At 51.7% G+C, this 19,944-nt stretch carries 20 protein-coding genes and 1 pseudogene; 9 read left to right on the top strand and 12 right to left on the bottom strand.

Annotated elements, in window-relative coordinates; genetic code table 11:
- The first annotated feature begins 1 nt into the window (after nucleotide 1).
- Both FRZ59_RS06900 and FRZ59_RS06895 read left to right on the top strand, forming a co-directional pair.
- Nucleotides 2-277, top strand: a complete 276-nt coding sequence (locus tag FRZ59_RS06900) for a DUF4834 family protein (protein WP_132130034.1) — start codon at nucleotides 2-4, stop codon at nucleotides 275-277.
- Nucleotides 278-417: 140 nt separating this feature from the next.
- A complete protein-coding gene (locus tag FRZ59_RS06895; RefSeq protein ID WP_132130035.1) occupies nucleotides 418-2,886 on the top strand; it encodes a YfhO family protein in 2,469 nt (822 codons plus the stop codon).
- Nucleotides 2,887-2,986: 100 nt separating this feature from the next.
- Here FRZ59_RS06895 and FRZ59_RS06890 read toward each other — a convergent pair whose 3' ends face one another.
- The 3 genes from FRZ59_RS06890 to FRZ59_RS06880 all read right to left on the bottom strand — a co-directional run bounded on the left by FRZ59_RS06890 (nucleotide 2,987) and on the right by FRZ59_RS06880 (nucleotide 5,095).
- Nucleotides 2,987-3,820 carry a glycosyltransferase family 2 protein gene (locus FRZ59_RS06890; RefSeq protein ID WP_132130036.1) on the bottom strand — a complete coding sequence of 278 codons (834 nt, stop codon included), beginning with the start codon at nucleotides 3,818-3,820 and terminating at the stop codon, nucleotides 2,987-2,989.
- Nucleotides 3,821-3,830: 10 nt separating this feature from the next.
- Entirely contained in the window at nucleotides 3,831-4,514 is a 684-nt protein-coding gene (locus FRZ59_RS06885; protein WP_147698261.1) for a glycosyltransferase, read from the bottom strand.
- A 149-nt stretch (nucleotides 4,515-4,663) separates the two neighbouring features.
- Nucleotides 4,664-5,095, bottom strand: a complete 432-nt coding sequence (locus tag FRZ59_RS06880) for a glycosyltransferase family protein (protein ID WP_147698260.1) — start codon at nucleotides 5,093-5,095, stop codon at nucleotides 4,664-4,666.
- A gap of 198 nt (nucleotides 5,096-5,293) precedes the next feature.
- On the opposite strand from FRZ59_RS06880, the pseudogene FRZ59_RS06875 reads away from it, so the two are divergent.
- A pseudogene (locus FRZ59_RS06875) lies at nucleotides 5,294-6,489 on the top strand (DUF7133 domain-containing protein); the annotation flags it as partial.
- Nucleotides 6,490-6,702: 213 nt separating this feature from the next.
- Nucleotides 6,703-7,593 (top strand): c-type cytochrome, encoded by an 891-nt coding sequence (locus FRZ59_RS06870; protein WP_432417395.1) that lies wholly within the window; start codon nucleotides 6,703-6,705, stop codon nucleotides 7,591-7,593.
- Nucleotides 7,594-7,842: 249 nt separating this feature from the next.
- Here the strand turns inward: FRZ59_RS06870 and FRZ59_RS06865 are convergent, their stop codons facing one another.
- The 7 genes from FRZ59_RS06865 to typA form a co-directional block, all read right to left on the bottom strand.
- Entirely contained in the window at nucleotides 7,843-8,565 is a 723-nt protein-coding gene (locus FRZ59_RS06865) for a glycosyltransferase family 4 protein (RefSeq protein ID WP_147698257.1), read from the bottom strand.
- A gap of 65 nt (nucleotides 8,566-8,630) precedes the next feature.
- Nucleotides 8,631-9,080 carry a hypothetical protein gene (locus FRZ59_RS06860; RefSeq protein ID WP_147698256.1) on the bottom strand — a complete coding sequence of 150 codons (450 nt, stop codon included), beginning with the start codon at nucleotides 9,078-9,080 and terminating at the stop codon, nucleotides 8,631-8,633.
- Entirely contained in the window at nucleotides 9,065-10,552 is a 1,488-nt protein-coding gene (locus FRZ59_RS06855) for a polysaccharide biosynthesis C-terminal domain-containing protein (RefSeq protein WP_132130040.1), read from the bottom strand. Before FRZ59_RS06855 ends, FRZ59_RS06860 begins: the two co-directional genes overlap by 16 nt.
- Nucleotides 10,552-11,316, bottom strand: a complete 765-nt coding sequence (locus tag FRZ59_RS06850; protein WP_132130041.1) for a TylF/MycF/NovP-related O-methyltransferase — start codon at nucleotides 11,314-11,316, stop codon at nucleotides 10,552-10,554. The genes FRZ59_RS06855 and FRZ59_RS06850 overlap by 1 nt, the downstream gene beginning before the upstream one ends.
- Before the next feature lie 30 nt (nucleotides 11,317-11,346).
- The gene (locus FRZ59_RS06845) at nucleotides 11,347-12,498 is read right to left on the bottom strand and encodes a glycosyltransferase (protein ID WP_132130042.1); all 1,152 of its coding nucleotides are present in this window, start codon (nucleotides 12,496-12,498) and stop codon (nucleotides 11,347-11,349) included.
- Entirely contained in the window at nucleotides 12,498-13,178 is a 681-nt protein-coding gene (locus FRZ59_RS06840) for a class I SAM-dependent methyltransferase (RefSeq protein WP_132130043.1), read from the bottom strand. The genes FRZ59_RS06845 and FRZ59_RS06840 overlap by 1 nt, the downstream gene beginning before the upstream one ends.
- A 477-nt stretch (nucleotides 13,179-13,655) precedes the next feature.
- Nucleotides 13,656-15,449: a translational GTPase TypA gene (gene typA / locus FRZ59_RS06835; RefSeq protein WP_132130044.1), complete on the bottom strand. Its 1,794-nt coding sequence runs from the start codon at nucleotides 15,447-15,449 to the stop codon at nucleotides 13,656-13,658.
- Between the two features lie 60 nt (nucleotides 15,450-15,509).
- Here typA and FRZ59_RS06830 point away from each other — a divergent pair, with 60 nt between their 5' ends.
- Together FRZ59_RS06830 and FRZ59_RS06825 are read left to right on the top strand one after the other, a co-directional pair.
- Nucleotides 15,510-15,689: a FeoB-associated Cys-rich membrane protein gene (locus FRZ59_RS06830; RefSeq protein ID WP_132130045.1), complete on the top strand. Its 180-nt coding sequence runs from the start codon at nucleotides 15,510-15,512 to the stop codon at nucleotides 15,687-15,689.
- Between the two features lie 143 nt (nucleotides 15,690-15,832).
- Complete coding sequence (locus FRZ59_RS06825; protein ID WP_132130046.1) at nucleotides 15,833-16,609, top strand: TrmH family RNA methyltransferase; 777 nt, start codon at nucleotides 15,833-15,835, stop codon at nucleotides 16,607-16,609.
- A 135-nt stretch (nucleotides 16,610-16,744) separates the two neighbouring features.
- Here the strand turns inward: FRZ59_RS06825 and ispF are convergent, their stop codons facing one another.
- Nucleotides 16,745-17,224, bottom strand: coding sequence for a 2-C-methyl-D-erythritol 2,4-cyclodiphosphate synthase (gene ispF, locus FRZ59_RS06820; RefSeq protein WP_132130047.1), 480 nt, complete (start codon nucleotides 17,222-17,224; stop codon nucleotides 16,745-16,747).
- The gene (porV, locus tag FRZ59_RS06815; protein ID WP_225975229.1) at nucleotides 17,214-18,404 is read right to left on the bottom strand and encodes a type IX secretion system outer membrane channel protein PorV; all 1,191 of its coding nucleotides are present in this window, start codon (nucleotides 18,402-18,404) and stop codon (nucleotides 17,214-17,216) included. The genes ispF and porV overlap by 11 nt, the downstream gene beginning before the upstream one ends.
- A gap of 79 nt (nucleotides 18,405-18,483) precedes the next feature.
- On the opposite strand from porV, the gene FRZ59_RS18955 reads away from it, so the two are divergent.
- Genes FRZ59_RS18955 through FRZ59_RS19420 form a run of 3 tightly spaced genes read left to right on the top strand, consistent with a single transcriptional unit; the run spans nucleotide 18,484 to nucleotide 19,939 of the window.
- On the top strand, nucleotides 18,484-18,705 hold the full coding sequence (locus FRZ59_RS18955; RefSeq protein ID WP_225975228.1) for a hypothetical protein: 222 nt from the start codon (nucleotides 18,484-18,486) through the stop codon (nucleotides 18,703-18,705).
- Nucleotides 18,678-19,526 (top strand): SUMF1/EgtB/PvdO family nonheme iron enzyme, encoded by an 849-nt coding sequence (locus FRZ59_RS06810; RefSeq protein ID WP_262713167.1) that lies wholly within the window; start codon nucleotides 18,678-18,680, stop codon nucleotides 19,524-19,526. The genes FRZ59_RS18955 and FRZ59_RS06810 overlap by 28 nt, the downstream gene beginning before the upstream one ends.
- Complete coding sequence (locus FRZ59_RS19420; protein WP_349290844.1) at nucleotides 19,424-19,939, top strand: SUMF1/EgtB/PvdO family nonheme iron enzyme; 516 nt, start codon at nucleotides 19,424-19,426, stop codon at nucleotides 19,937-19,939. Before FRZ59_RS06810 ends, FRZ59_RS19420 begins: the two co-directional genes overlap by 103 nt.
- Nucleotides 19,940-19,944 lie beyond the last annotated feature (5 nt).

The following is a 19,944-nucleotide window of genomic DNA, read 5'->3' as shown; positions in this document are numbered from 1 at the left end:
AATGAAATTCTTACAATTTCTCGTTGTATTCTTTGCCATTTTCTTTTTAGTACGACTGCTCTTCAGAGCCTTGCTTCCCGGCTTACTGCGAATGGTGGTTCGTAAAATGGGATCTCAGTTCACGCAGCAGTACGAGGAACCTGCAAGGCGCCCGGAACCGGAAGAAGGTAATATCCGGGTGGAGTATATTCCCCCGAAAAAGAAGGAAAAGAATGGCGGCGCCGGCGTACCGGGAGAATTCGTGCAATTTGAAGAAGTCAAGGCGAAAAAGGAATAAATTTACCTATTTGAACTGCGGTCTTAATTCCTATTTTTGATTTTGAAACAAACGGGGAAGAAACCGGCACAAGCCGGAGGTCGAAAGACCAGCGCTGTAGTTAACACGGCAGCAAGCTGACCCGTTAAAAATCAGATCGAATGAACGACCGCTTCAGCAAACTTTTACCGCACCTTTACGTGGTGCTGGCTTTCCTGGCACTTAGCTTTATCTATTTCAGCCCCCTGCTCAACGGGCAGGAGCTTGCCCAATCCGATAATATCCAGATGAAAGGCATGTCGTCGGAGCTGGTCAAATACAAGGAACTGGAAGGCGAAGTTCCTTTATGGACCAATGCCATGTTCAGCGGCATGCCCTCTTTCCAGATATGGCTGGAATACCCTTCCAATATTGCCTCTTATTTCATTCGTTTCTGGAACAGCTTGTTCCCCAATCCCGTTCATACTATCCTGTTATACCTGCTGGGGGCCTACCTGCTATTTTGCACTATGCGTATGAAACCGATGCTGGCTGCGCTGGGAGCCATTGCCATTGCATTCGTTTCTTATAATTTCATTATCCTGGAGGCCGGGCACAGTACAAAGGCGGTTGCCGTGGCCTATTTTGCTCCTATTATTGCCGGCATTCTGCTGGCGCTGCGGGGAAGGCTGATCACCGGCGCGGCGCTAACGGCTACGTTCCTGGCGCTGGAGATCAGGGCCAACCATTTGCAGATGACCTATTACCTGATGCTGGTCATCCTGGTATTCATGGCGGTACAGTTAGTGTTTGCGGTTCGCAATAAGACGTTCCCTGCTTTCCTGCGGTCATCCCTCGTACTGCTCGGAGCCGTCGTATTGGCGGTGGGGGTCAATTTTGGTTCCCTTTGGGTCAATTATGAATACGCAAAAGAGACCATCCGCGGGAAATCGGAACTGACCGCCGAAGTGACGGGGCAGGAATCTACCGGCGGGCTGGACAAAGAATATGCCTACCAGTGGAGCCAGGGAATTGGCGAAAGCATCACTTTCTTTATTCCGAACGCCTACGGCGCCGCCACCAACTACCCGGTGGGCAAAAATTCGGAGTTATATGAAACCCTGGTCAGGAACAATATTCCTCCCGTGCAGGCTGAACAGATCACCGCGCAGCCGGCCGCGATCGGTTATGCCACCTACTGGGGGGATAAAACCTTCACATCCGGCCCCTATTACTTTGGGATCATTACCCTTTTTCTTTTTATCCTGGGCCTGAGCCTGGTCAAAGGGCCGCTGAAATGGGGCTTGCTGCTGGCCACGGTACTGGTGGTGCTGCTTTCTTTCGGAAGGCATATGCAATGGTTCTCTGACTTGTTCTTTGATTACTTTCCGCTTTATAATAAGTTCAGGGCCGTAGAGTCCATTCTCATGGTGGCCGGCCTTACCATACCGCTGCTGGCGCTTATTGCGCTGAAGCAGCTGCTTGATACCCCTGAAACCGGCAGGAAAGAGCTGGAAAAGAATTTCAGGTACACCTTATACGCGCTTGGAGGAATTTACCTGGTATTGCTGGCCGTTCCGGGCCTGTTCTTTAGCTTCAGCTCACCTTATGATGCGCAGCGTTTTGCCCAGATCCCCTTTGCCGACCAGCTTCAAAACGCGCTGCTTGCCGACCGGAAAAGTATGTTCCGGATGGATGCGCTTCGTTCCCTGGTCTTTACGGCCATAGCAGGTGGCATCCTGTGGGCTTTCCTCAAGGGAAAGCTGAAAACGCAGACGGTGATCGTTTTGCTTGGCATTGCGCTGCTTGCCGATCTGTGGACCGTGAACAAACGGTTCCTGAATGAGGAGGATTTTGTTGCAAAAAGCCAGACGGAGCAGTTCTTTCCGTTGCGTCCCGCGGACCAGCAGATCCTGCAGGACAGCACATATTTCAGGGTATATGACCTTTCGGCCCGCGGCGGAGCTTTCCAGAGCGCCTACGCGTCCTATTATCATTACAGCATCGGCGGCTACCATGCCGCCAAACTGCACCGTTACCAGGAATTGGTGGATCACCAGATTGCCAAAGGGAATATGAACGTGATCAATATGCTGAACACTAAGTATTTCATTGTTCCTGACAGCGCCAGCCAGCAGATTATTGCTCACCGCAACCCGGATGCTCTTGGAAATGCCTGGTTTGTGAACGGGGTACGTTTCGTAGCAGATGCCAATGAAGAAATAGAAGCCCTGACGGTCGCTATTCCTCGCACGACGGCGGTAGTTGATGAGCGTTTCCGCGACCAGATTGATATTTCAAAGATCATCCAGCTGGATTCGGCCGATGCCAGCATCCGGCTCACCAGTTACCATCCCGAAAAACTCACGTATTCATATGAAAGTCCTGCCGAAAGGATCGCCGTGTTCTCGGAGATCTATTACGACAAGGGTTGGAAAGCCTATGTGGACGGCAAGGAACATCCTTATTTCCGGGCAAATTACGTATTGCGGGCCATGCAGCTTCCCGCCGGGAAACATACTGTGGAGTTCCGCTTTCATCCCACGGCTTATTATGCCGGGGAAAAAGTATCGCTCGTGAGTTCCATTCTCCTGGTACTGCTACTGGGAGGCGGAATTTATTTCGGGAACCGGCGCAGGGAAACCGCCTGATGCGGCAATCACTAATTACAGCGTCCGGGCTACCTGCCGCGTGTACGATCAAGCGTCCCTGAATTTACGAAAGTTGCCGTATTTATGAACAGTTGCTGTACTAATGCCTCAGGAAACGGAAGGCAATATACAGGTGGGACAGCAGGGTTTCGCCCAGGCCGTAGTATTTCTTCATGATAGCAAAGCGCTCCTTCCAGGCTTTCTTTTCCTGCTGTCGTGAAATGCCCCCCTCCAGGAAGCAGGAGATATAGGAATGCGTATTCTCTATTTTTTCAGCCGCCTTCATACAGCGTATGCACCAATCGATATCGGCGCAGATCCGCCAGGAAAGATCGTATTCCGGGGCAATGGCGCGTCGCACGATAAAAGACTGATGACACACCAGCATTCCGTACCGGAAGCTTCGCCAGTTAAGTTGTTCCGGCGCCTTTAACCGGCGGTCACCGGTGATCCGGCCTTCCAGGTCGGTGAGCTTGGTTTGACCGTAATAAATATCCGCGGAACCGGAATTCGCTTCGCCGAAAACGGTATTTGCTTCACCGGAACCGGAAATCGCTTCACCGGAACCGGAAATCGCTTCGCCGGAAACGATACTCGCTTCGCCGGCAGCTGGTGCCGAAAACACCTCCAGCAGCGTGCCTTCGGAGTAAAATGTATCGCCCGCGTTCAGGAAAAGCACGTATTTCCCGCGCGCCATTCGAAGCCCTTTATTCATGGCGTCGTAGATTCCTTTATCCGGTTCAGATATCCAGGCGCCCAGGTACGCCTCATTTTCTCGGATAAGTTCCAGCGTACCATCGGTGGAAGCCCCGTCTACGATAATATGTTCTATGGATGAAAAAGCCTGCGCCTGCACGCTTTCCAACGTTCGGGGAAGCAATTCCCGGCAATTAAACGTGACCGTGATAACGCTGAGATGGATATCAGTACTCATTGGCTGTTTTTCAATCTGCTTTTAATAAACGCTTGTATAAAGCCAGGTGTTTTTCTGCGATCAGCCCGGATTCAAAATGGCCCGTGGCATGGGCCACACCCCTGGAAGCAAGTTCGCCGCGGGAAGGATGGTGATATATCCAGCTGATTCCTTCGGCAAATTGATCCGTATCCCCTAAAGTAGCCAGGTAGCCGTTTTCCTCATGCAATACCACATCCGTAACGCCGGATGTCCTGAAAGCCACCACGGGGGTACCGCAGGCCAGGCTTTCCAACGCAGTATATCCCATGCTTTCCTGTAGAGAAGGAAATAAAAAAACATCAGCAGCCTGGTAATAACCGGCCAGTTTTTCTTCCTGTCCGATCTTACCGGCAAAATGGGCCGGATAGGGCCAGGAATCCGCCTCGTCTCTGTCCTTGCCACCAAAAAAAACGAGTAATATTTTAGCGTGATCCACTCCAGGAAGCTCCCGGAAGCGCCGGATGGCCTGTATCAGTTCAGCTCCGCCTTTATGACGATCCGTGCTGGAAGGCATATGGCCGGCCAGCAGGACAAAGGCATCCTGTGAAATCCCCAGTTGCTGCCTTGCACTATGACGATCTCCGGGATGGAACACGTTTGTTTCCAGGGCATTTCCAATTACGGCTACTTCATTCCCCCTGGCAAGGCTGGCCTTCCGGACCGATTCGCCCATCCAGCTGCTGGGGGCTACCCAGGTGATGCGTCCCCGGCCATACGCCTTTGCCTTCGCGTTCCAGGTGCGGTGTGACCAGTCATTGCTGCTCCGGCTGTTTAATGCCGGACAAGTTCCGCAGCTGATTTCATAACGCCGGCAATCATACCTTACGTGGCACCCCCGGTAAACGGATTGCAGTCATGCAGCGACCAAACAAGCGGCTTTCCCAGTTCCAGCAGCTTTTTCATCTGGCGGGGCGCGAGCATACCGTGGTTTACCCAGTGAAGGTGAATAATATCTGCGTTAAGGACTAAAGGATGCCTGTGAACCGGAAGCCCCATTTTTTGAAGGGAAAAAGGGATTCCCCGGCTGGGCGCCAGCGCTTTTCCCAGGTAACGTTCGCCAAAAATGGTAGCGATTGAACGTAATTTACCCCACCAGTTCCGATAGATGGGTGTCACGTCCGAATGGGGATCAAACTGGTACATGCAAAGGGCGTCGGATTGAGCGCCTGTATGCTTTAACGCATGGTGAAGCCTCATCATGGCCCGGCCGGCCCCGCCGTTCCCATCGTATGCATTAACGTGAACTATTCTCAATTGCTTCTTTATAATAAATCCGCCTGAATCCGCTCCGGACCAGCGCCGGAACATGAGCAGGAAAACTCCAAAATAACAAAAAAGGCCTTTAAAACCCGTTTATTTTCAACCCTTTCCTTTCCGGTGATAACAATGGCGAACATTGTGCCGGATGTGTTGAAATCATTATATTTAGCGCTTGTTTTTAAAAACCAATAAATGTATAAGCTCCGCCTGATCGCTGTTTCACTTTTTGTTATCAGTGTCGTAACCTCTTGCAAACCTAAGCAAACTCCCGAAGAAAAGCGCCTTGCCGACTCCCTCGCTATCCGCGAAAAATATGATGAATCGCCGGTACTCAGCGCCGAAGAATCGCTGGAACACTTCCGTATAGAAGAGGGCTTTGAGATAAAGCTGGTGGCTTCCGAGCCGGACGTCAGAACGCCCGTGGCGATGACTTTTGACGAAAAAGGGCGAATATGGGTAGTAGAAATGCCTAATTATATGCCGGATACCGTTGGCACGGGCGAAGACGCGCCTACGGGGACCATCGCTATCCTGGAAGACAGCAACCAGGACGGGCGGATGGACAAGCGGTCTGTTTTCATGGACTCCCTGGTATTGCCCAGGGCCATTTGCCTCATAGAGGACGGTGTATTGGTGGCCGAGCCGCCTAAGCTGTGGTTCGTGGAAAACAATAACGGGCAGGCGGGGAAAAAGACATTGGTGGATCCCGAATATGCGGCGGGCGGCAACGTGGAACACCAGCCAAACGGGCTGTACAGGGCGCTGGATAACTGGATCTATAACGCTAAGTCTGCAAAACGTTACCGGAAAAAGGGAGACCGCTGGCTGATCGAAAGGACGGTATTCAGGGGGCAGTGGGGTATTTCTCAGGATAACCAGGGAAGGCTGTTTTATAATCATAATTCGGCCAACTTGCTGGGCGATTATTTCCCGCCGCGCTTCGGAGCGGCAAATCCTTCACAGGAGGACGTAGCCGGTTACAGTGAAAATATCGTCCCCAATAACAGGGTGTATCCCATACGGCCCAACACAGGCATTAACCGTGGCTACCTGGAGGGCATGCTCAGCGATAGCCTGCGCCTGGTCAATTTTACGGCAGCCAGCGGGCCGGTCATTTACAGGGGGGACTGTTCGGCAGGGAATATGCCGGGAATGCCTTTGTGCCGGAACCTTCCGCCAACCTGGTAAAGCGGGACAGTATTCATTACCAGGTTAACCATGTTTCCGGGAAACAAGCCTATGAAAACAAGGAATTCCTGGCAAGTACCGATGAGCGCTTCCGCCCGGTGAGCGCTTATAATGGCCCTGACGGGGCGCTCTACCTGGTGGACATGTACCGCGGCATTATACAACACGTGACCTATCTAACCGATTATCTCAAAAACGAGATCAGCGAGCGCGAATTAAGCGATCCGCTTAACCGGGGCCGCATCTACAAGATCATTCCTGAAGGATCAGAACCGGAGCGGGTAACCTTTCCTTCTGAAATTAACGGTCTTATTGCCCTGCTGGATCATGAGAACGGCTGGGTACGCGACAAAGCACAGCAACTGATCGTTGACCGGCGTCATCCGGAAAGCATTCCGCTCCTGCGGGAAAAATTGAAAAGCGGCGGCAATGAAACGGGCCTCATCCATACGCTTTGGACCCTGGAAGGCTTATATGCCCTGGAATGGAACGATCTGAAACCTTTCCTGCAAAGCAATAACGAGGTCCTGGTCGCCCAGGCGCTGACGGCCATCCCGTCCGTCGTTACCCGCGCTAATCACGCGGCCATCCTGGAGGCCCTGAAGCCTCTTGCCGCCAATGTTAAACTGGCGCCCTACCTTGCCTACCTGTTACCGGCTATCCATGCCTTTGCCCCTGGCGCAGCCGGCGAATTCTTGCTGGAACTAGCAAAGCAATACCCTAATGATGCCTATGTAGCCGATGCGGTTATCAGCAATCTCCATAAAAGGGAAGCAGATTTCCTGGAGCAACTGAACCGCTGGAACACGGACACCACGCTTGTCATTAAGAAGCACCTGGAAGAGGTATTGCAGGACATCAGGGAAAAAGAGCAGGCAAGGCTGAAAAAGGAGTTGCTCAAGGAGCTTTCAAGGGGCCGGGAACTATTTAAGAATATCTGCCAAACCTGCCACGGAGCCGATGGAAAGGGCATCCGGTCCATGGCGCCTCCCCTGAACCGCTCCGAATGGGTCACCGGCGATAAAAACCGCCTGGCGGCCATTGTACTATTCGGCCTGACCGGCCCCATTGAAGTCAACGGCCATGTATATGACCAAAAGGAAATTGCCGGGGAAATGCCCGGAATAGGCAACAACGACGCTTTATCTGACGGTGACGTGGCGCAGATACTCAGTTTCGTCAGGAATGCCTGGAACAATAACGCCGGACTGGTATCGGCCGAAGATGTGGCCCGCGTAAGGGAAAAGCTGAAAGACCGCGAGGGAGCCTTTACCGTGGAGGAGCTTCAGAAGCTTTCCTTTTGAAGGATTAACCGCCCCTGAATTAAACCGATCAGGCCTTAATTAAACCGATCGGACCTTTAATTAAACCGATCGGACCTTTAATTAAACCGATCGGGGCCTGAATTAAACCGATCGGGGCTATTTTGCCTGCCCCCTGCGTCCTGGCATAGAGGCCGCAGGTATAAGGTTGTCGCAGGCCGGGGCTATTTTTTGCCTGTCGCCCCGCGTCCTGGCATAGGGGCCGCAGTATAGGGTCGCCGCAGGCCGGGGCTATTTCTGCTTGCCGCCCTGATCAACCGCGTACTGAAAGGCCCGGCGGAACTCCTGCAGTACGGTATGTATATTGACTTCTTCGCGGATGATTTTCAGTGAGTTTTCGCCGAAACTGCGTACACGGGCCGGGTCTTCAATGAAAAAGGAGATCTGCCTGGCAAGGTCAGCGGCATCCCCGTTTTCGAAATATTTTCCGTTAATATTCTCCCGGACCAGGCGCTTTTCCGTTCCGTCCGCCTCGGAACAGATCACCGGCTTTGCAAAACACATGGCATCGTTAATGGAAAGTCCGCCCATGCCGGCCAGCACGTACACCGCCGATGCATGAAGGTACTGCCCCAGCACCACTTCGTCATAAATGCCGCCCGTAAAAGTAACCCGGCCGGCTATTCCCAGGCTTTCCGCCTGTTGCTTTAGCGCGGCTTCTTCCGGCCCGAAACCTACCACCACCAGCTCAATTTGGGGGTACAGACCTTCCAGGTCCTTAATAGCTTCCAGGATAAGGTCTACCCGCTTCCATTTTACCAGGCGGCCCACATGGATCAGGCGCTGCGGATTGGGCGAAAGAAGCAGCGGCTGTTGCCGCACACGTTCAAAAGTGGCCAGGAGACGGTCGGTATCGGGGGAATTGGCGGTGATGAAAACGCGGTCCCGCGGAATACCGTAACTTGACATCAGCTCAAAAGCGGTATCCACATAAAAGATCAGCGCATCGGCCATGTGCAGGTAACGCTTCCTGATTTCAGTGAGCAGTACAAAAGCCCAGTAAGCCTTTAATCCCTTTTTCAGGCCCTCGCCGCCGGCTTCGTGCCTGACCCGCTGTTTCCGGAAGTATTCGCCCGCCTTTCCGTAGGGGGCATATTGAAGGGAATATCCCGGTAAACCAGGCGGATATTATTTTTACGAAGGAAGCGGGGAAGTAAAGGGTCAAAAAAGAATTGCAGCATGTACGGCCAGCCAACGACCAGGACGTCCGGCTTCTCCCGTTTTAACAAGGGGCGGAGGCCACTGAAGGCGGCCTTCCCGTACCAGGCTTGGCGCTCTTCCAGCTCAAATAGTTTAAAATCCGCTCCTTCCCGGCTTTCATGCACTCCGGAACCCAGGGTGGCGCCTCTTTTACCGGGCATCACCAGCATCACTTCCATGTCTTCCAGGCTGTTCATTTTGTTCAGCAGAAGCTTGAAGTAATGGGGCAAGCCGCCCAGCAGAAAAAGTATCCTTAACTTCTTTTCCATCCTGCTTTCTTTAGAAGTTGCCAAAACTGTTCATTTACATCTTCCGACACGCGGAAAGCCAGCACCGGAACCGCGAATACGATCGTCGTGAGAAGGCTCCGGACCGGCAGGTCAATCAGGATATGGCCCAGGTAAGGCAGGTAGCGCCCAGCCAGGAAAGCAATCCCCGCAAAGGCCAGGATGTACAGGTGTTTGCCTGAAAAAGGCTGCAGGTTATATTGCTTGCGGAGGAACCACCAGGTACTGAAATTATAGATGAGCATGGTCAGAAAATAGACGAAGGTGGCCCCCATTCCCCCGTAAACGGGAACCAGCAGGAAGTTGAGGCCTACACAGAAGATGCAGGCAAGAAATACCAGCAGTGTACCGGTCCGGTACCGGGGCGAAATAGAAATAATATGGGCGTTCAGCCCGCCGGTAATATCCACCAGCTGCCCCAGCCCCAAAAAATAAAACAAAGGAAAATAAGGAAAATAGTCTTCGTTACTCATGAGGCTGAACAGGTTATCCCGGTTCACGATAATACCTATGAAGAGCAGGGAACCCATCAGCAGCTGCACCACCGATGTTTTCCGGTAAATTTCATCAATTTTCGAAAGATCGTTCCGCTCCCAGGCGTCCGACACGATCTGGTAGGTGACCTTATTCATGGCGTTGCGGGGAATGCCAATCGCAGCCGACATATTGGAATAGAGGTAGTACCCGCCCAACACCGCCGGGAGGGCATAATGGCTCAGTATATTCAGGTCGATCTTCTGGATCAGCACCCAGGGAGTGCCAGCCAGCATGGTATAAAAACCATAGCGCAAAAATTCCCGGCCCTGCTGCCGGCTAAAATTCATTTTCCAGGAAAAGCGGAATTCCCCGGAAGCTATCAGCTGGAATAACAGGAAAACGCAAATAAGGCCGTAAGCCAGGATATAATAAAGCAGGAAACTGCTGAAACCCATATAGCCGAACAATACGAGCAGCAGGCCGGCCGAGGAAGCGAACTTCAGGAAGAATTCCCGGAGGAAGGTAGCGAAAACTGTTTTATACGTTGCCCGGGCAAGCACTTCGAATATACTGAACCACAGGATGAAAAAGGCCATGGGGAGTACCAGATAATAGTATTCCCCCAGGAAAGGTGATCCTTTTTCATAGAATTCAAGCACCGGTTTTCGCAAGGCGATGAACAGAATAGCAAAAAGCGCAAATACCGCCAGCGCGGCAGTACCGGCCAGCGAGACAAAACCCTTATGCTTTTTATCACTGCTCCGGAAGTAAGGGAAAAACCGCCCGATGAGGCTGGTAATACTGGAAGTGGGTAATTGGGCAAAAGTAAGGCTGATGCTCAGGAAAACGCCGTAAAGACCAGCTTCTTCAATGTCCAGCGCCCGGGGTATCAGGAGAATGGTATTCACATAACCCATCGCCAGTCCGGCATAGATCATGACCGAATTATAGAACCCCTGTCGCTTTACAATGCCCATTAATTTGGCTTTATCGCAATTCTTCCGCTGTAATCCGTACGGCAAAGCAATAAACGAAGGCCCTTTTCCCGGATGTATTCGTCCACCGCCTTCCTGGCGCCTTCCCAATGGCCGTAATCGTCAATCAGGAGTACCCCTCCTGGCTGAAGGCGGGGATATAAATGTTCCAGTTCATGCAGGGTAGACTCATACCAGTCGGTATCCAGCCTCAGAATGGCGATCTTTTCGGGAATCGTTGCCGGAATGGTATCCTCTACTTTCCCTTTTACAAAGTGGATCCGCTCCTGCGGGTAGCCGGTGGAAAGCACGTTGCGCTGCACATCTTCCAGGGAGGCGTAACACCAGACCGAACGCGGATCATGCTTGTCGCTGTTCTTCAGCAGGAGGGCTGCAGGATCGCCTGAATAGGCTTTATCTTCTTCCCCCGGTTCCGACATACCATCGAAGGTATCGTACATAAAAATCTCCCGCCTGGTATCCTGCCTGTTAAGAAGGGTGTGGAGCATGGTCATGGTACTGCCGCCGCGCCAGACCCCGCATTCGGTAATGGCACCTTCAATCCCGTTCCGGGTAATGTAATTGACCGCTTCATAATTGGCGAAGAGCCTTTCGGGGAGCGTCATGGTGTAGGGCTTCACTTTTTCGATGATTCCCCGGAGTTCCCCGCCGAAATCAGCCGGGTATTCCCAGGGCGGATTATTCTTATCGAATTTTATAATATGGTAACCATAGCGGTTCAGGAAACGCTGGATGATTTTTTTCATGGGAACAAAAATAGCGAATTAGGGCTTATCTCAAGGCCAGGCATTCTCGCCCGCCTCGCTGCTGCGGCAAATAATGTTCCAGAGCCGGCCGATCCGGTGATCAAAGGAATAATTCTCTTCCATATGCAGGCGGGCATTCGCGCCAAGGGCAGCAGCCAGCGAAGCATCCCCAGCCAGCTTTAACAGGTAGGCAGCCATGCCCTCCACGTCTTGTTCTTCCACCAGGAAGCCGGTCTTTTCATGCAATACCGCTTCCTTAATGCCCGCATGCCGGGTACTTACCGCGGGCAGGCCGGCAGCGGCGGCTTCCAGAATGCTGTTGGGCGTGCCTTCCGAATCCCCTCCGGCAGCTGTGACCGAATGTTGTACAAAAGCGCGGCTGGTTTTCATCAGTTCGTATACTTCTTCATGGCTAAGGACACCAGCAAAATCAATTGCTCCTTCCAGCCCCAGCTCCGCCGCCAGGCTTTTCGACTGCTTCCACAAGGGCCCGATACCCGCCATGATCAGCCTGGCTTCCGGGTATTTTTTCCTGACCTTTGCGAAGGCTCGTATGGTCAGGTGGGGCGCCTTCTTCTCGGCAAAGCGTGCGACGGAAAGAAAGTTAATTGGCGAAGCGCTTACATTCACCGGGTAAAAAAGCCCGAGATCCACACCGTATGGATTGTAAACGACCTTCTCCGGAGGGCAGCCCAGGTCTTCAAGGGCTTTGCACATATCTTCCGAAACGCCCACTACCGCTGCTGCATAGTCATAGGATTCCCGGTAAAGCTCCCCGTATTCCGCCAAAACCTCCCGGTCATGGGCATCAAACCCATGATAGTGGATCACAAGCGGAACGCCGGCTTCCCGGCAAGCTTCCGTGACAAGGGCGCCGGCTGGTCCATATTCAGCAAGCACGATATCGATTTTTTCTTCTTTCAGGTAGGAAGCAAAGGCTTTATCCCGTACCGGGATGGACTTTTGCCCCAGGATACGCTTTTGAATTAGGTAGAGGGCCAGCTTTAATTTATTCCGGATAAGAAAGGAGCCATCATGGCGGAACAGAGGAAAAAACCCTCCGTAAACCACTTTTTTATTACCGGGAAGACGCTGTATATGGGCTTCGACAAAAGGTTCAGAGTAATTGACCTTGTTGGGCTTAATAATGCAAAGTGTAAGCTGCTGACCCGCCGTTTGCATCAGTTCTTTTTCCGTACAACCATTATGTAAAGCGAAGCGTCGCGGTCTTTCTGCGCCTGGGAATTCATTTTGTCGGCGCCCCGGATCACGGTCTGCATCACCAACGCCCAGGCCGATTTAAGCACCCCGGGAAGTTTATTACCCACACCGTCCTGGAATAACTGCAGTCCGCTTGAAATAAGCCCCATGATGCCCCTGAATTCCATTATTTCAAAACCTTCTGCCTCAATAGTTTTGCGCAACCCCGCACTGGTCCAGCGCCAGTAATCATTAGGCGTGGGATGATAAAACCAGTAACCGTGCGTACTAAGGACCATCACAGCGTCCGGCTTCATCAGCCTTCTCGCCTCCTGCAGGTATCCCTGCGGAGAGTCCACGTGTTCCAGCACCTGGTTGGACAGGATGATATCCGCGTATTCGTCCGGAAGACTGGTTTTGCTGTCAAAATCAATATGATGCTCGGCCTTCGGATTCATCTCCAGGTCAACACCCACATAGCGCCCCACCCGGGGCCCAATCACTTCCCGGTAAGGCATATCCCCGCAGCCAAAGTCAAGCAGCAGGCTTTCCCCTTTCCGCGGGTCATACTTATCCAGCAACCGGAGCGTATACTTTTTCAGCTCCCGCAAATGCAGGTACCGCGTAGAAAACAAAGAAGGATTAAGACGGTAATTGCTCATAAAGAATCGTTGCTTCGCAATTGTTGCTTCGCAACAGTTTAAAGTTTCAAGTTCAAAGTTTCAAGTTGCTTGCAATCGCGCTTCCTGGACCTCCAGCTGAAACCAACCCGGAACGTAACACGAACTAAAGACTACAAACTACAAACTTAAAACCAAAAACTATAAAACTGTTCCCTTTGAACCTGGAACTTTGAACCTAAATCGTGAATCCGGAACGCGACACCAACTATAAACTACAAACTCTAAACTGTTCCCTTTGAACCTGGAACTTTGAACCTAAATCGTGAATCCGGAACGCGACACCAACTATAAACTACAAACTCTAAACTGTTCCCTTTGAACGTTAAACTTTGAACTTTGAACCTGGATCGTGAACCCGGAACGCGACACCAACTAAAAACTAAAAACTACAAACTGTTCCCGTTAAACCTGGAACCTTGAACTAATTGGAACTTTGAACTAATTGAACTAAGTGGATTAATTTTTCCGTTTCCGGTCGGTTTCTTTAAGGACGATCTTCCGCAGGCGCATGCTGTGCGGGGTTACTTCCACGTATTCGTCGTTCTGGACATATTCCAGGGCTTCTTCGAGAGAAAACTTTACGGCCGGGGCAATTTTAGCGGCGTCGTCTTTGCTCGTAGTCCGGAAGTTGGTCAGCTGCTTGCCTTCGGTAATATTCACCACCATATCGTTATCGCGTGAATTTTCGCCGATGATCATGCCTTCGTAAACTTCATCGCCCGGGCTTACGAAAAACCTTCCGCGGTCCTGCAGTTTGTCAATACGGTAAGCCGTGGCCGATCCTTTATCCATGGAAATAAGGACGCCGCTGAGACGCTGCGGGATTTCGCCCCGCAGGGGCTCGTAAGATTTGAAGCGGTGGGCCATAATGGCTTCCCCGGCAGTTGCGGTAAGTACAGCGTTCCTGAGGCCGATAATACCCCGTGAGGGGATCTCGAATTCCAGGTGCTGGAGGTCCCCTTTGGGTTCCATTACTTTCATTTCGCCTTTTCGCTGGGTCACGAGTTCAATGACTTTTCCCGCACTTTCAGCGGGCACGTCCACGATGAGCGATTCTACCGGCTCGCATTTTACGCCGTCTATTTCCTTCACGATCACCTGAGGCTGGCCTACCTGCAATTCGTAGCCTTCCCGGCGCATGGTTTCAATCAGTACGGAAAGATGCAGGATACCTCGCCCGTATACCAGGAGGGAATCGGGTGAATCGCTTTCCTCTACTCTAAGGGCAAGATTTTTTTCCGTTTCCTTGAACAGGCGGTCACGCAGGTGGCGCGAGGTCACGTATTTTCCTTCCTTCCCAAAGAAGGGCGAGTTGTTTATCGTGAAAAGCATGTTCATGGTGGGCTCATCAATCTTGATGCCCGGCAACGCTTCCGGTTTCTCAAAATCAGCGATGGTATCGCCTATTTCAAAGCCTTCCACACCAACAACGGCGCAGATATCGCCTCCCTTTACTTCCTGGACCCTTAATTTTCCAAGACCGTCAAAAGTGTACAATTCCTTTATGCGGCTCTTTACGATCTTTCCATCCTTTTTCACAAGCGACACCGGCATGTTCTCCCGGATAACGCCCCTGGCAACTCTTCCCACAGCTATACGGCCTACGAAGGACGAATAATCAAGGGAGGTAATCTGCATTTGCAGCGTTCCTTCTTTTACCGGTACAGGAGGAATCTCTTCCAGGATCAGGTCCAGCAGCGGAGTAAGGTCGGTCGTTGGCTGCCGCCAGTCTGTACTCATCCAGCCTTGTTTCGACGAACCGTAAATGGTCTGGAAATCCAGCTGTTCTTCCGTGGCTTCCAGGTTAAAGAAAAGTTCGAAAACCGCTTCATGGACCTCTTCCGGCCGGCAATTTTCCTTATCCACCTTATTGATCACAAGAATTGGCTTCAAGCCCAGGGAGAGTGCCTTTTGCGTGACAAAACGGGTTTGCGGCATGGGGCCTTCAAAGGCGTCCACCAGGAGAAGCACTCCGTCGGCCATTTTCAGTACCCGTTCTACTTCTCCGCCGAAATCGGCGTGGCCCGGAGTATCAATAATGTTGATTTTTACACCCTTATAATTAACGGCAACGTTCTTGGAAACGATGGTAATTCCTCTTTCCCGTTCAAGGTCGTTATTATCGAGGATCAGGTCCCCGGTTTCCTCATTGTCCCGGAAAAGGTTGCAGGTGTGCAGTATTTTGTCCACCAGGGTCGTTTTTCCATGGTCAACGTGCGCGATAATGGCAATATTTCTAATTGATTGCATTCATTTTTAATTTCGCCGCAAAGGTAGGTATTTTCCGGCGTTTCTTGTTATCTTTGCGATATGGATGTCCAGGTATTTATTGTAGGCGTGTTATTTGCCGCGGCATTATTTTACGTGGGAAGGATCGTTTACCGGATGTTCCGGCCGAAACCAGGTGCAGGAGGCTGCGCTTCCGGCTGCGGAAAATGCGGCGCCGATTTTTCGAAAATAGGCGAAACAGCCCGGATCCACGCCAACTGATACGGCCGCGCGCACGCGAAAAGGCAATGCCGAACTGTTCCCCTGATCCAGCCGCCCGCAGGCGATCAGGCAATTACCGAACTGTTCCCCCGATCCGGCTCTGTTCAACTGATCCGGCCCTAATTTATACAAGATACTAATTCGTGATAAGCAGCCTGCAGAATCCCCGCGTCAAGCAACTGGTAAAACTCCGGGAAAAATCATCTGAGCGCCAAAAGCAAGGGCTTTTTATTATTGAGGGCCATGGAGAGATCGCACTCGCATGTGAAGCGGGCGTTGTTTTCCGCGAAATTTTTTATTGTGCCGAAATAGCAGACCCTGCCCTGCTTACCCGCTTTGATCCGCATCTGCTGCAGGAAGTGACCCTTCCCGTTTTTGAAAAGATCGCCTACCGGGAACATTCCGGCGGCATCATTGGACTTGCGGAATATCATCCCCTGGGGCTAAGAGAACTCCGGTTATCTGCGAATCCCTTTTTAATTATTTTGGAAGCTGTGGAAAAACCCGGCAACCTGGGCGCAATCCTGCGTACGGCCGATGCGGCAAAGGCGGATGCGGTGATCATTTGCGACCCCAAAACAGACCTTGGCAACCCTAACGTGATCCGCTCAAGTTTAGGTTGTGTGTTCAGCACCCAGGTGGTTGCCGCTTCTTCGGATGAAACGCTTGATTTCCTTAAAGAAAAAAAAATAAAAAGTTACGCGGCCGCATTGACCGCCGTCAACTATTACCACGAAACCGACCTGACCGCCGCTTGCGCTATTGTCATGGGCACGGAATCCACCGGTCTTACCGAAAAATGGCTCCGGGAAGCCGATGATCAGATCAAAATCCCGATGCGCGGCAGAATAGATTCCCTGAATGTTTCCACGTCCTGCGCTATTATCGTCTTTGAAGCTATGAGGCAACGGGGTTTCTGACGTTTTTAGTTTCTAGTTTTCAGTTTCTAGTTTCTAGTTTCTAGCCCTGTCTTTTGCTGGCGCTTTGCTTTTTCAGGGCTCAGAAGATGGCGGGGTTTTCCGCCGCCCGGGGGTGTATAGAAGCCGGAGCTTGGTTTAAAGGCTAAAGATCAGGGCGACGGCGTAGGCGGTGACGCCTTCTTCGCGGCCTACGAAGCCCCTTTTTTCGCTGGTGGTTGCTTTAATGGAAATGTCGGCAGGGGAAACGCCGAGCGCTTCTGCGATCTTTTCCTGCATGGCGGGGATATGCGGGTTCACTTTGGGACGCTCCAGGCACAGGGTACAGTCGATGTTTCCCGTGCGGTAGCCTTTTTCTTTTAGCAGGCCGGCGGTCTTTTCAAGCAGGATGATGCTGCTTATTCCTTTCCAGCGCTCATCCGTATCGGAGAAATGAAAGCCGATATCGCGCAGGTTGGCGGCGCCGAGCAGCGCGTCACAAATCGCATGCAGTAATACGTCGGCATCGGAATGTCCTACAGCGCCCTTTTCGGCCGGCAATTGTAGGCCGCCGATAAAAAGGGGGCTTCCTTCTTTCAATTGATGGACATCGTATCCGAATCCAATTCTAAAATTCATTTTGAGGACCGAAATTATACAATAAGGTAAATCGAAGTGTTTTTTCCATGGGGTTCTGCTGGTCGGTGGGGATCAGGTACGCGAAGTCAAAATGCAGGGAAGTATATTTTATCCCGGCGCCCAGGGTATAGAATTTACGGTTTCCCTTGGTGGGGTGTTCGTAAAGAAAACCACCGCGAAGGGCGAAAAGATCGTCATACCAGTATTCCAAACCCGTGCTTGCACTGATCTCGTGAAGTTCTTCGCGGAAGCCGCCGGGCGCATCGGTAAAGGACCCGAATATACCTGAAGGCACCGAACGGTCCGGGTCTTTCCCGGCAATGATATTCCCTTCCGCATCCCGGTAAGGGGAAGTAGGGACCAGCAGTTTATTCAGGTCAAGGGCAATCGTCAGCTGATTGATCTTATCCAGGTGAAAAGTAGCAGCCCCGCCTGCCCGGAAGTTGGTGGGAATAAAGTATTTCTGGCTGCCGTATTGCATTTTTGAGCCGATATTGGAAATGGTGACCCCATAGGACAGGTCAGTAGGTTCTCCCCTGGTGGGTACCGAAGTTGTGTAATAAATGCCCACATCTGCTGCTACCGACGTACCCGGGTTTACATTAGTGCCGTTGTAACTGCCTGCGCCCAGGTTGGAGTGAATATAGCGGAGCGCCATGGCAATGGAAAAATTATCGGTCAGCTTCCTGATATAAGCCGCATCCAGGGCAAATTCACTGGGATTATACTGCTGGATCTCGTTTCCCTGCGGGTCCGTAAAGGTGATGTCGCCCAGGGAAAAATAACGAATAGAACCCGCAAGGGTCTGCCGGTTGTCGATTTTATAATAACCCGCCAGGTAAGCCAGGTTTATATCATCTATCAGTTGTTTTAGCCAGGGGGTAAATGCCAGGCTTACACCGCCCTGTGTCTCTATAAATGCATATTTCGCAGGGTTCCAATGCATGGAATTGGCATCGGGGGCGGTTGCCGCACCAACGTCGCCCATTCCCCCGGACCTGGAATCGGGGCCGATCATCAGGAAGGGGGCAGCCGTAATGATAGAATTGATTCTTTTCCCGTCGCTCTGTGTCCCTCCTCCAATATCCTGGGCGGCGGCATACAGGGAACAGGCGGCCAAAATAACCGTTGAAACGAACTTTAAACACATACCGCCGGCATCCAATTTATCTCTGGACATTACAACCAAAAGTAGTAAAATATTTTATACTTTTGTTCGTTTAGTATTGTGCATGATTAAATGAAAACACCGGTGAAACATGAAATATAACACTACGTTATTGTTAGTGGTTTCCATCTTCTTAATAGCAGGAGGTTCTTCCTGCAAGAAAAAGACCTATTCCGAAAAAACCGGCTGGAAATTCAATGATGCTGAATGGGGCGGTTTTCAAAAATACGCGAAAGTTAAACAAGCTACCGGACCGGGTCTCATCGTTATCGAGGGGGAACATTTGTGCTGGGGAACCTGGAGGCGGACCTGATGCATCTTAATAACAGCGCCGAAAGACGGGTAACCGTCAATACCTTTTACATGGATGAAACGGAAGTGACCAATAGTCACTGGCTGGAATACCTGTACTGGCTGGGAAGGGTTTACCAGGGTTACCCGGAAGTTTACCAGGCGGCCCTGCCTGACACTTCGGTCTGGCGGCATCCGCTTTCCTATAACGAACCTTATGTAGAGAACTACCTGCGGCATCCCGCTTTCCAGGATTATCCTGTAGTGGGCGTGAGCTGGACCCAGGCCACAGAATATTGCATCTGGCGCACGGACCGTGTGAACGAAGGGATCCTGATCAAAAAAGGGATCATCAGTTTTGATCCTAACCAGCAGGATGCCAACAGCTTCAATACCGGCTCTTATTATGCCGGGCAATATGAGACGCTGGTGGGGGATAAAAAGCTGAAACAACTGGAGAACCTGGATCCTAATTCACCCCAACCCTACCGTAACGTACGCCCAATGGACGGGATCCTGCTTCCCTCTTACCGTCTGCCTTCCGAGGCGGAGTGGGAATATGCCGCGCTGGCGCTGGTAGGAAACCAGGAATTTGAGAACTGGGAAGAAAAAAAGATCTATCCCTGGAACGGTCTGTCGCTCCGCAGCCCCGACGGCAAGACCCAGGGGTATTCCTCGCCAACTTCAAGCGCGGACGGGGAGATAACAAAGGTATTGCCGGCTACGGCAACGATGATTTTATCATCACCGCTCCGGCAAAAAGCTATCCGCCGAATGACTACGGCCTGTACGACATGGCAGGAAACGTCAGCGAATGGGTACAGGATGTGTACCGCCCGCTGAGCTTCCAGGATGTAAACGACTTTAACCCTTTCCGGGGAAATCTTTATACAACAGTGCTTCGCGACGAAAACGGGAATCCGCTTCCCAAGGACAGCCTGGGCCGGCTGCCGGTTTCCATAGACACGTTTAATTTTGAAAATCCCGATAAGCGCGGCCTTTACGACCCTGCGGAGGACTATAAATACGGCGAAAGTTCACTGATTACGGATGAATCAAGGGTGTATAAGGGAGGTTCCTGGAATGACAGGGCTTACTGGCTTACTCCCGGCTCCCGGCGTTACCTGGACCAGGATTCCGCCACGGCAACCATCGGGTTCCGCTGCGCAATGATCAGCGTTGGCGAACCGGCCGACCTCAGCGCTTCACAAAGCAGAAGGCCTAAATTTAAAAAACCAAAGGCCAGGAAGTGGTAATTGAC

Source organism: Anseongella ginsenosidimutans, assembly GCF_008033235.1.
GTDB classification, from domain to species: Bacteria; Bacteroidota; Bacteroidia; order Sphingobacteriales; family Sphingobacteriaceae; genus Anseongella; species Anseongella ginsenosidimutans.
Note: the sequence above shows the minus strand (reverse complement) of the source record. Positions and strands in the feature narration are given on the sequence as shown.

Excerpts from the sequence above, each read along its gene's own strand:
- FRZ59_RS06865 (WP_147698257.1), bottom strand. The coding sequence starts at position 8,565 with ATGGCCGATGCGCTGATCTTTTATGTGGATACCGCTTTTGAGCTGATG.
- FRZ59_RS06895 (WP_132130035.1), top strand. The coding sequence starts at position 418 with ATGAACGACCGCTTCAGCAAACTTTTACCGCACCTTTACGTGGTGCTG.
- FRZ59_RS06890 (WP_132130036.1), bottom strand. The coding sequence starts at position 3,820 with ATGAGTACTGATATCCATCTCAGCGTTATCACGGTCACGTTTAATTGC.
- FRZ59_RS06830 (WP_132130045.1), top strand. The coding sequence starts at position 15,510 with ATGGATGTCCAGGTATTTATTGTAGGCGTGTTATTTGCCGCGGCATTA.
- FRZ59_RS06885 (WP_147698261.1), bottom strand. The coding sequence starts at position 4,514 with ATGGGCGAATCGGTCCGGAAGGCCAGCCTTGCCAGGGGGAATGAAGTA.
- FRZ59_RS06840 (WP_132130043.1), bottom strand. The coding sequence starts at position 13,178 with ATGAGCAATTACCGTCTTAATCCTTCTTTGTTTTCTACGCGGTACCTG.
- FRZ59_RS06860 (WP_147698256.1), bottom strand. The coding sequence starts at position 9,080 with ATGGAAAAGAAGTTAAGGATACTTTTTCTGCTGGGCGGCTTGCCCCAT.
- FRZ59_RS06855 (WP_132130040.1), bottom strand. The coding sequence starts at position 10,552 with ATGGGCATTGTAAAGCGACAGGGGTTCTATAATTCGGTCATGATCTAT.
- FRZ59_RS06850 (WP_132130041.1), bottom strand. The coding sequence starts at position 11,316 with ATGAAAAAAATCATCCAGCGTTTCCTGAACCGCTATGGTTACCATATT.
- porV (WP_225975229.1), bottom strand. The coding sequence starts at position 18,404 with ATGTCCAGAGATAAATTGGATGCCGGCGGTATGTGTTTAAAGTTCGTT.
- FRZ59_RS18955 (WP_225975228.1), top strand. The coding sequence starts at position 18,484 with ATGAAATATAACACTACGTTATTGTTAGTGGTTTCCATCTTCTTAATA.
- FRZ59_RS06845 (WP_132130042.1), bottom strand. The coding sequence starts at position 12,498 with ATGCAAACGGCGGGTCAGCAGCTTACACTTTGCATTATTAAGCCCAAC.
- typA (WP_132130044.1), bottom strand. The coding sequence starts at position 15,449 with ATGCAATCAATTAGAAATATTGCCATTATCGCGCACGTTGACCATGGA.
- FRZ59_RS06900 (WP_132130034.1), top strand. The coding sequence starts at position 2 with ATGAAATTCTTACAATTTCTCGTTGTATTCTTTGCCATTTTCTTTTTA.
- ispF (WP_132130047.1), bottom strand. The coding sequence starts at position 17,224 with ATGAATTTTAGAATTGGATTCGGATACGATGTCCATCAATTGAAAGAA.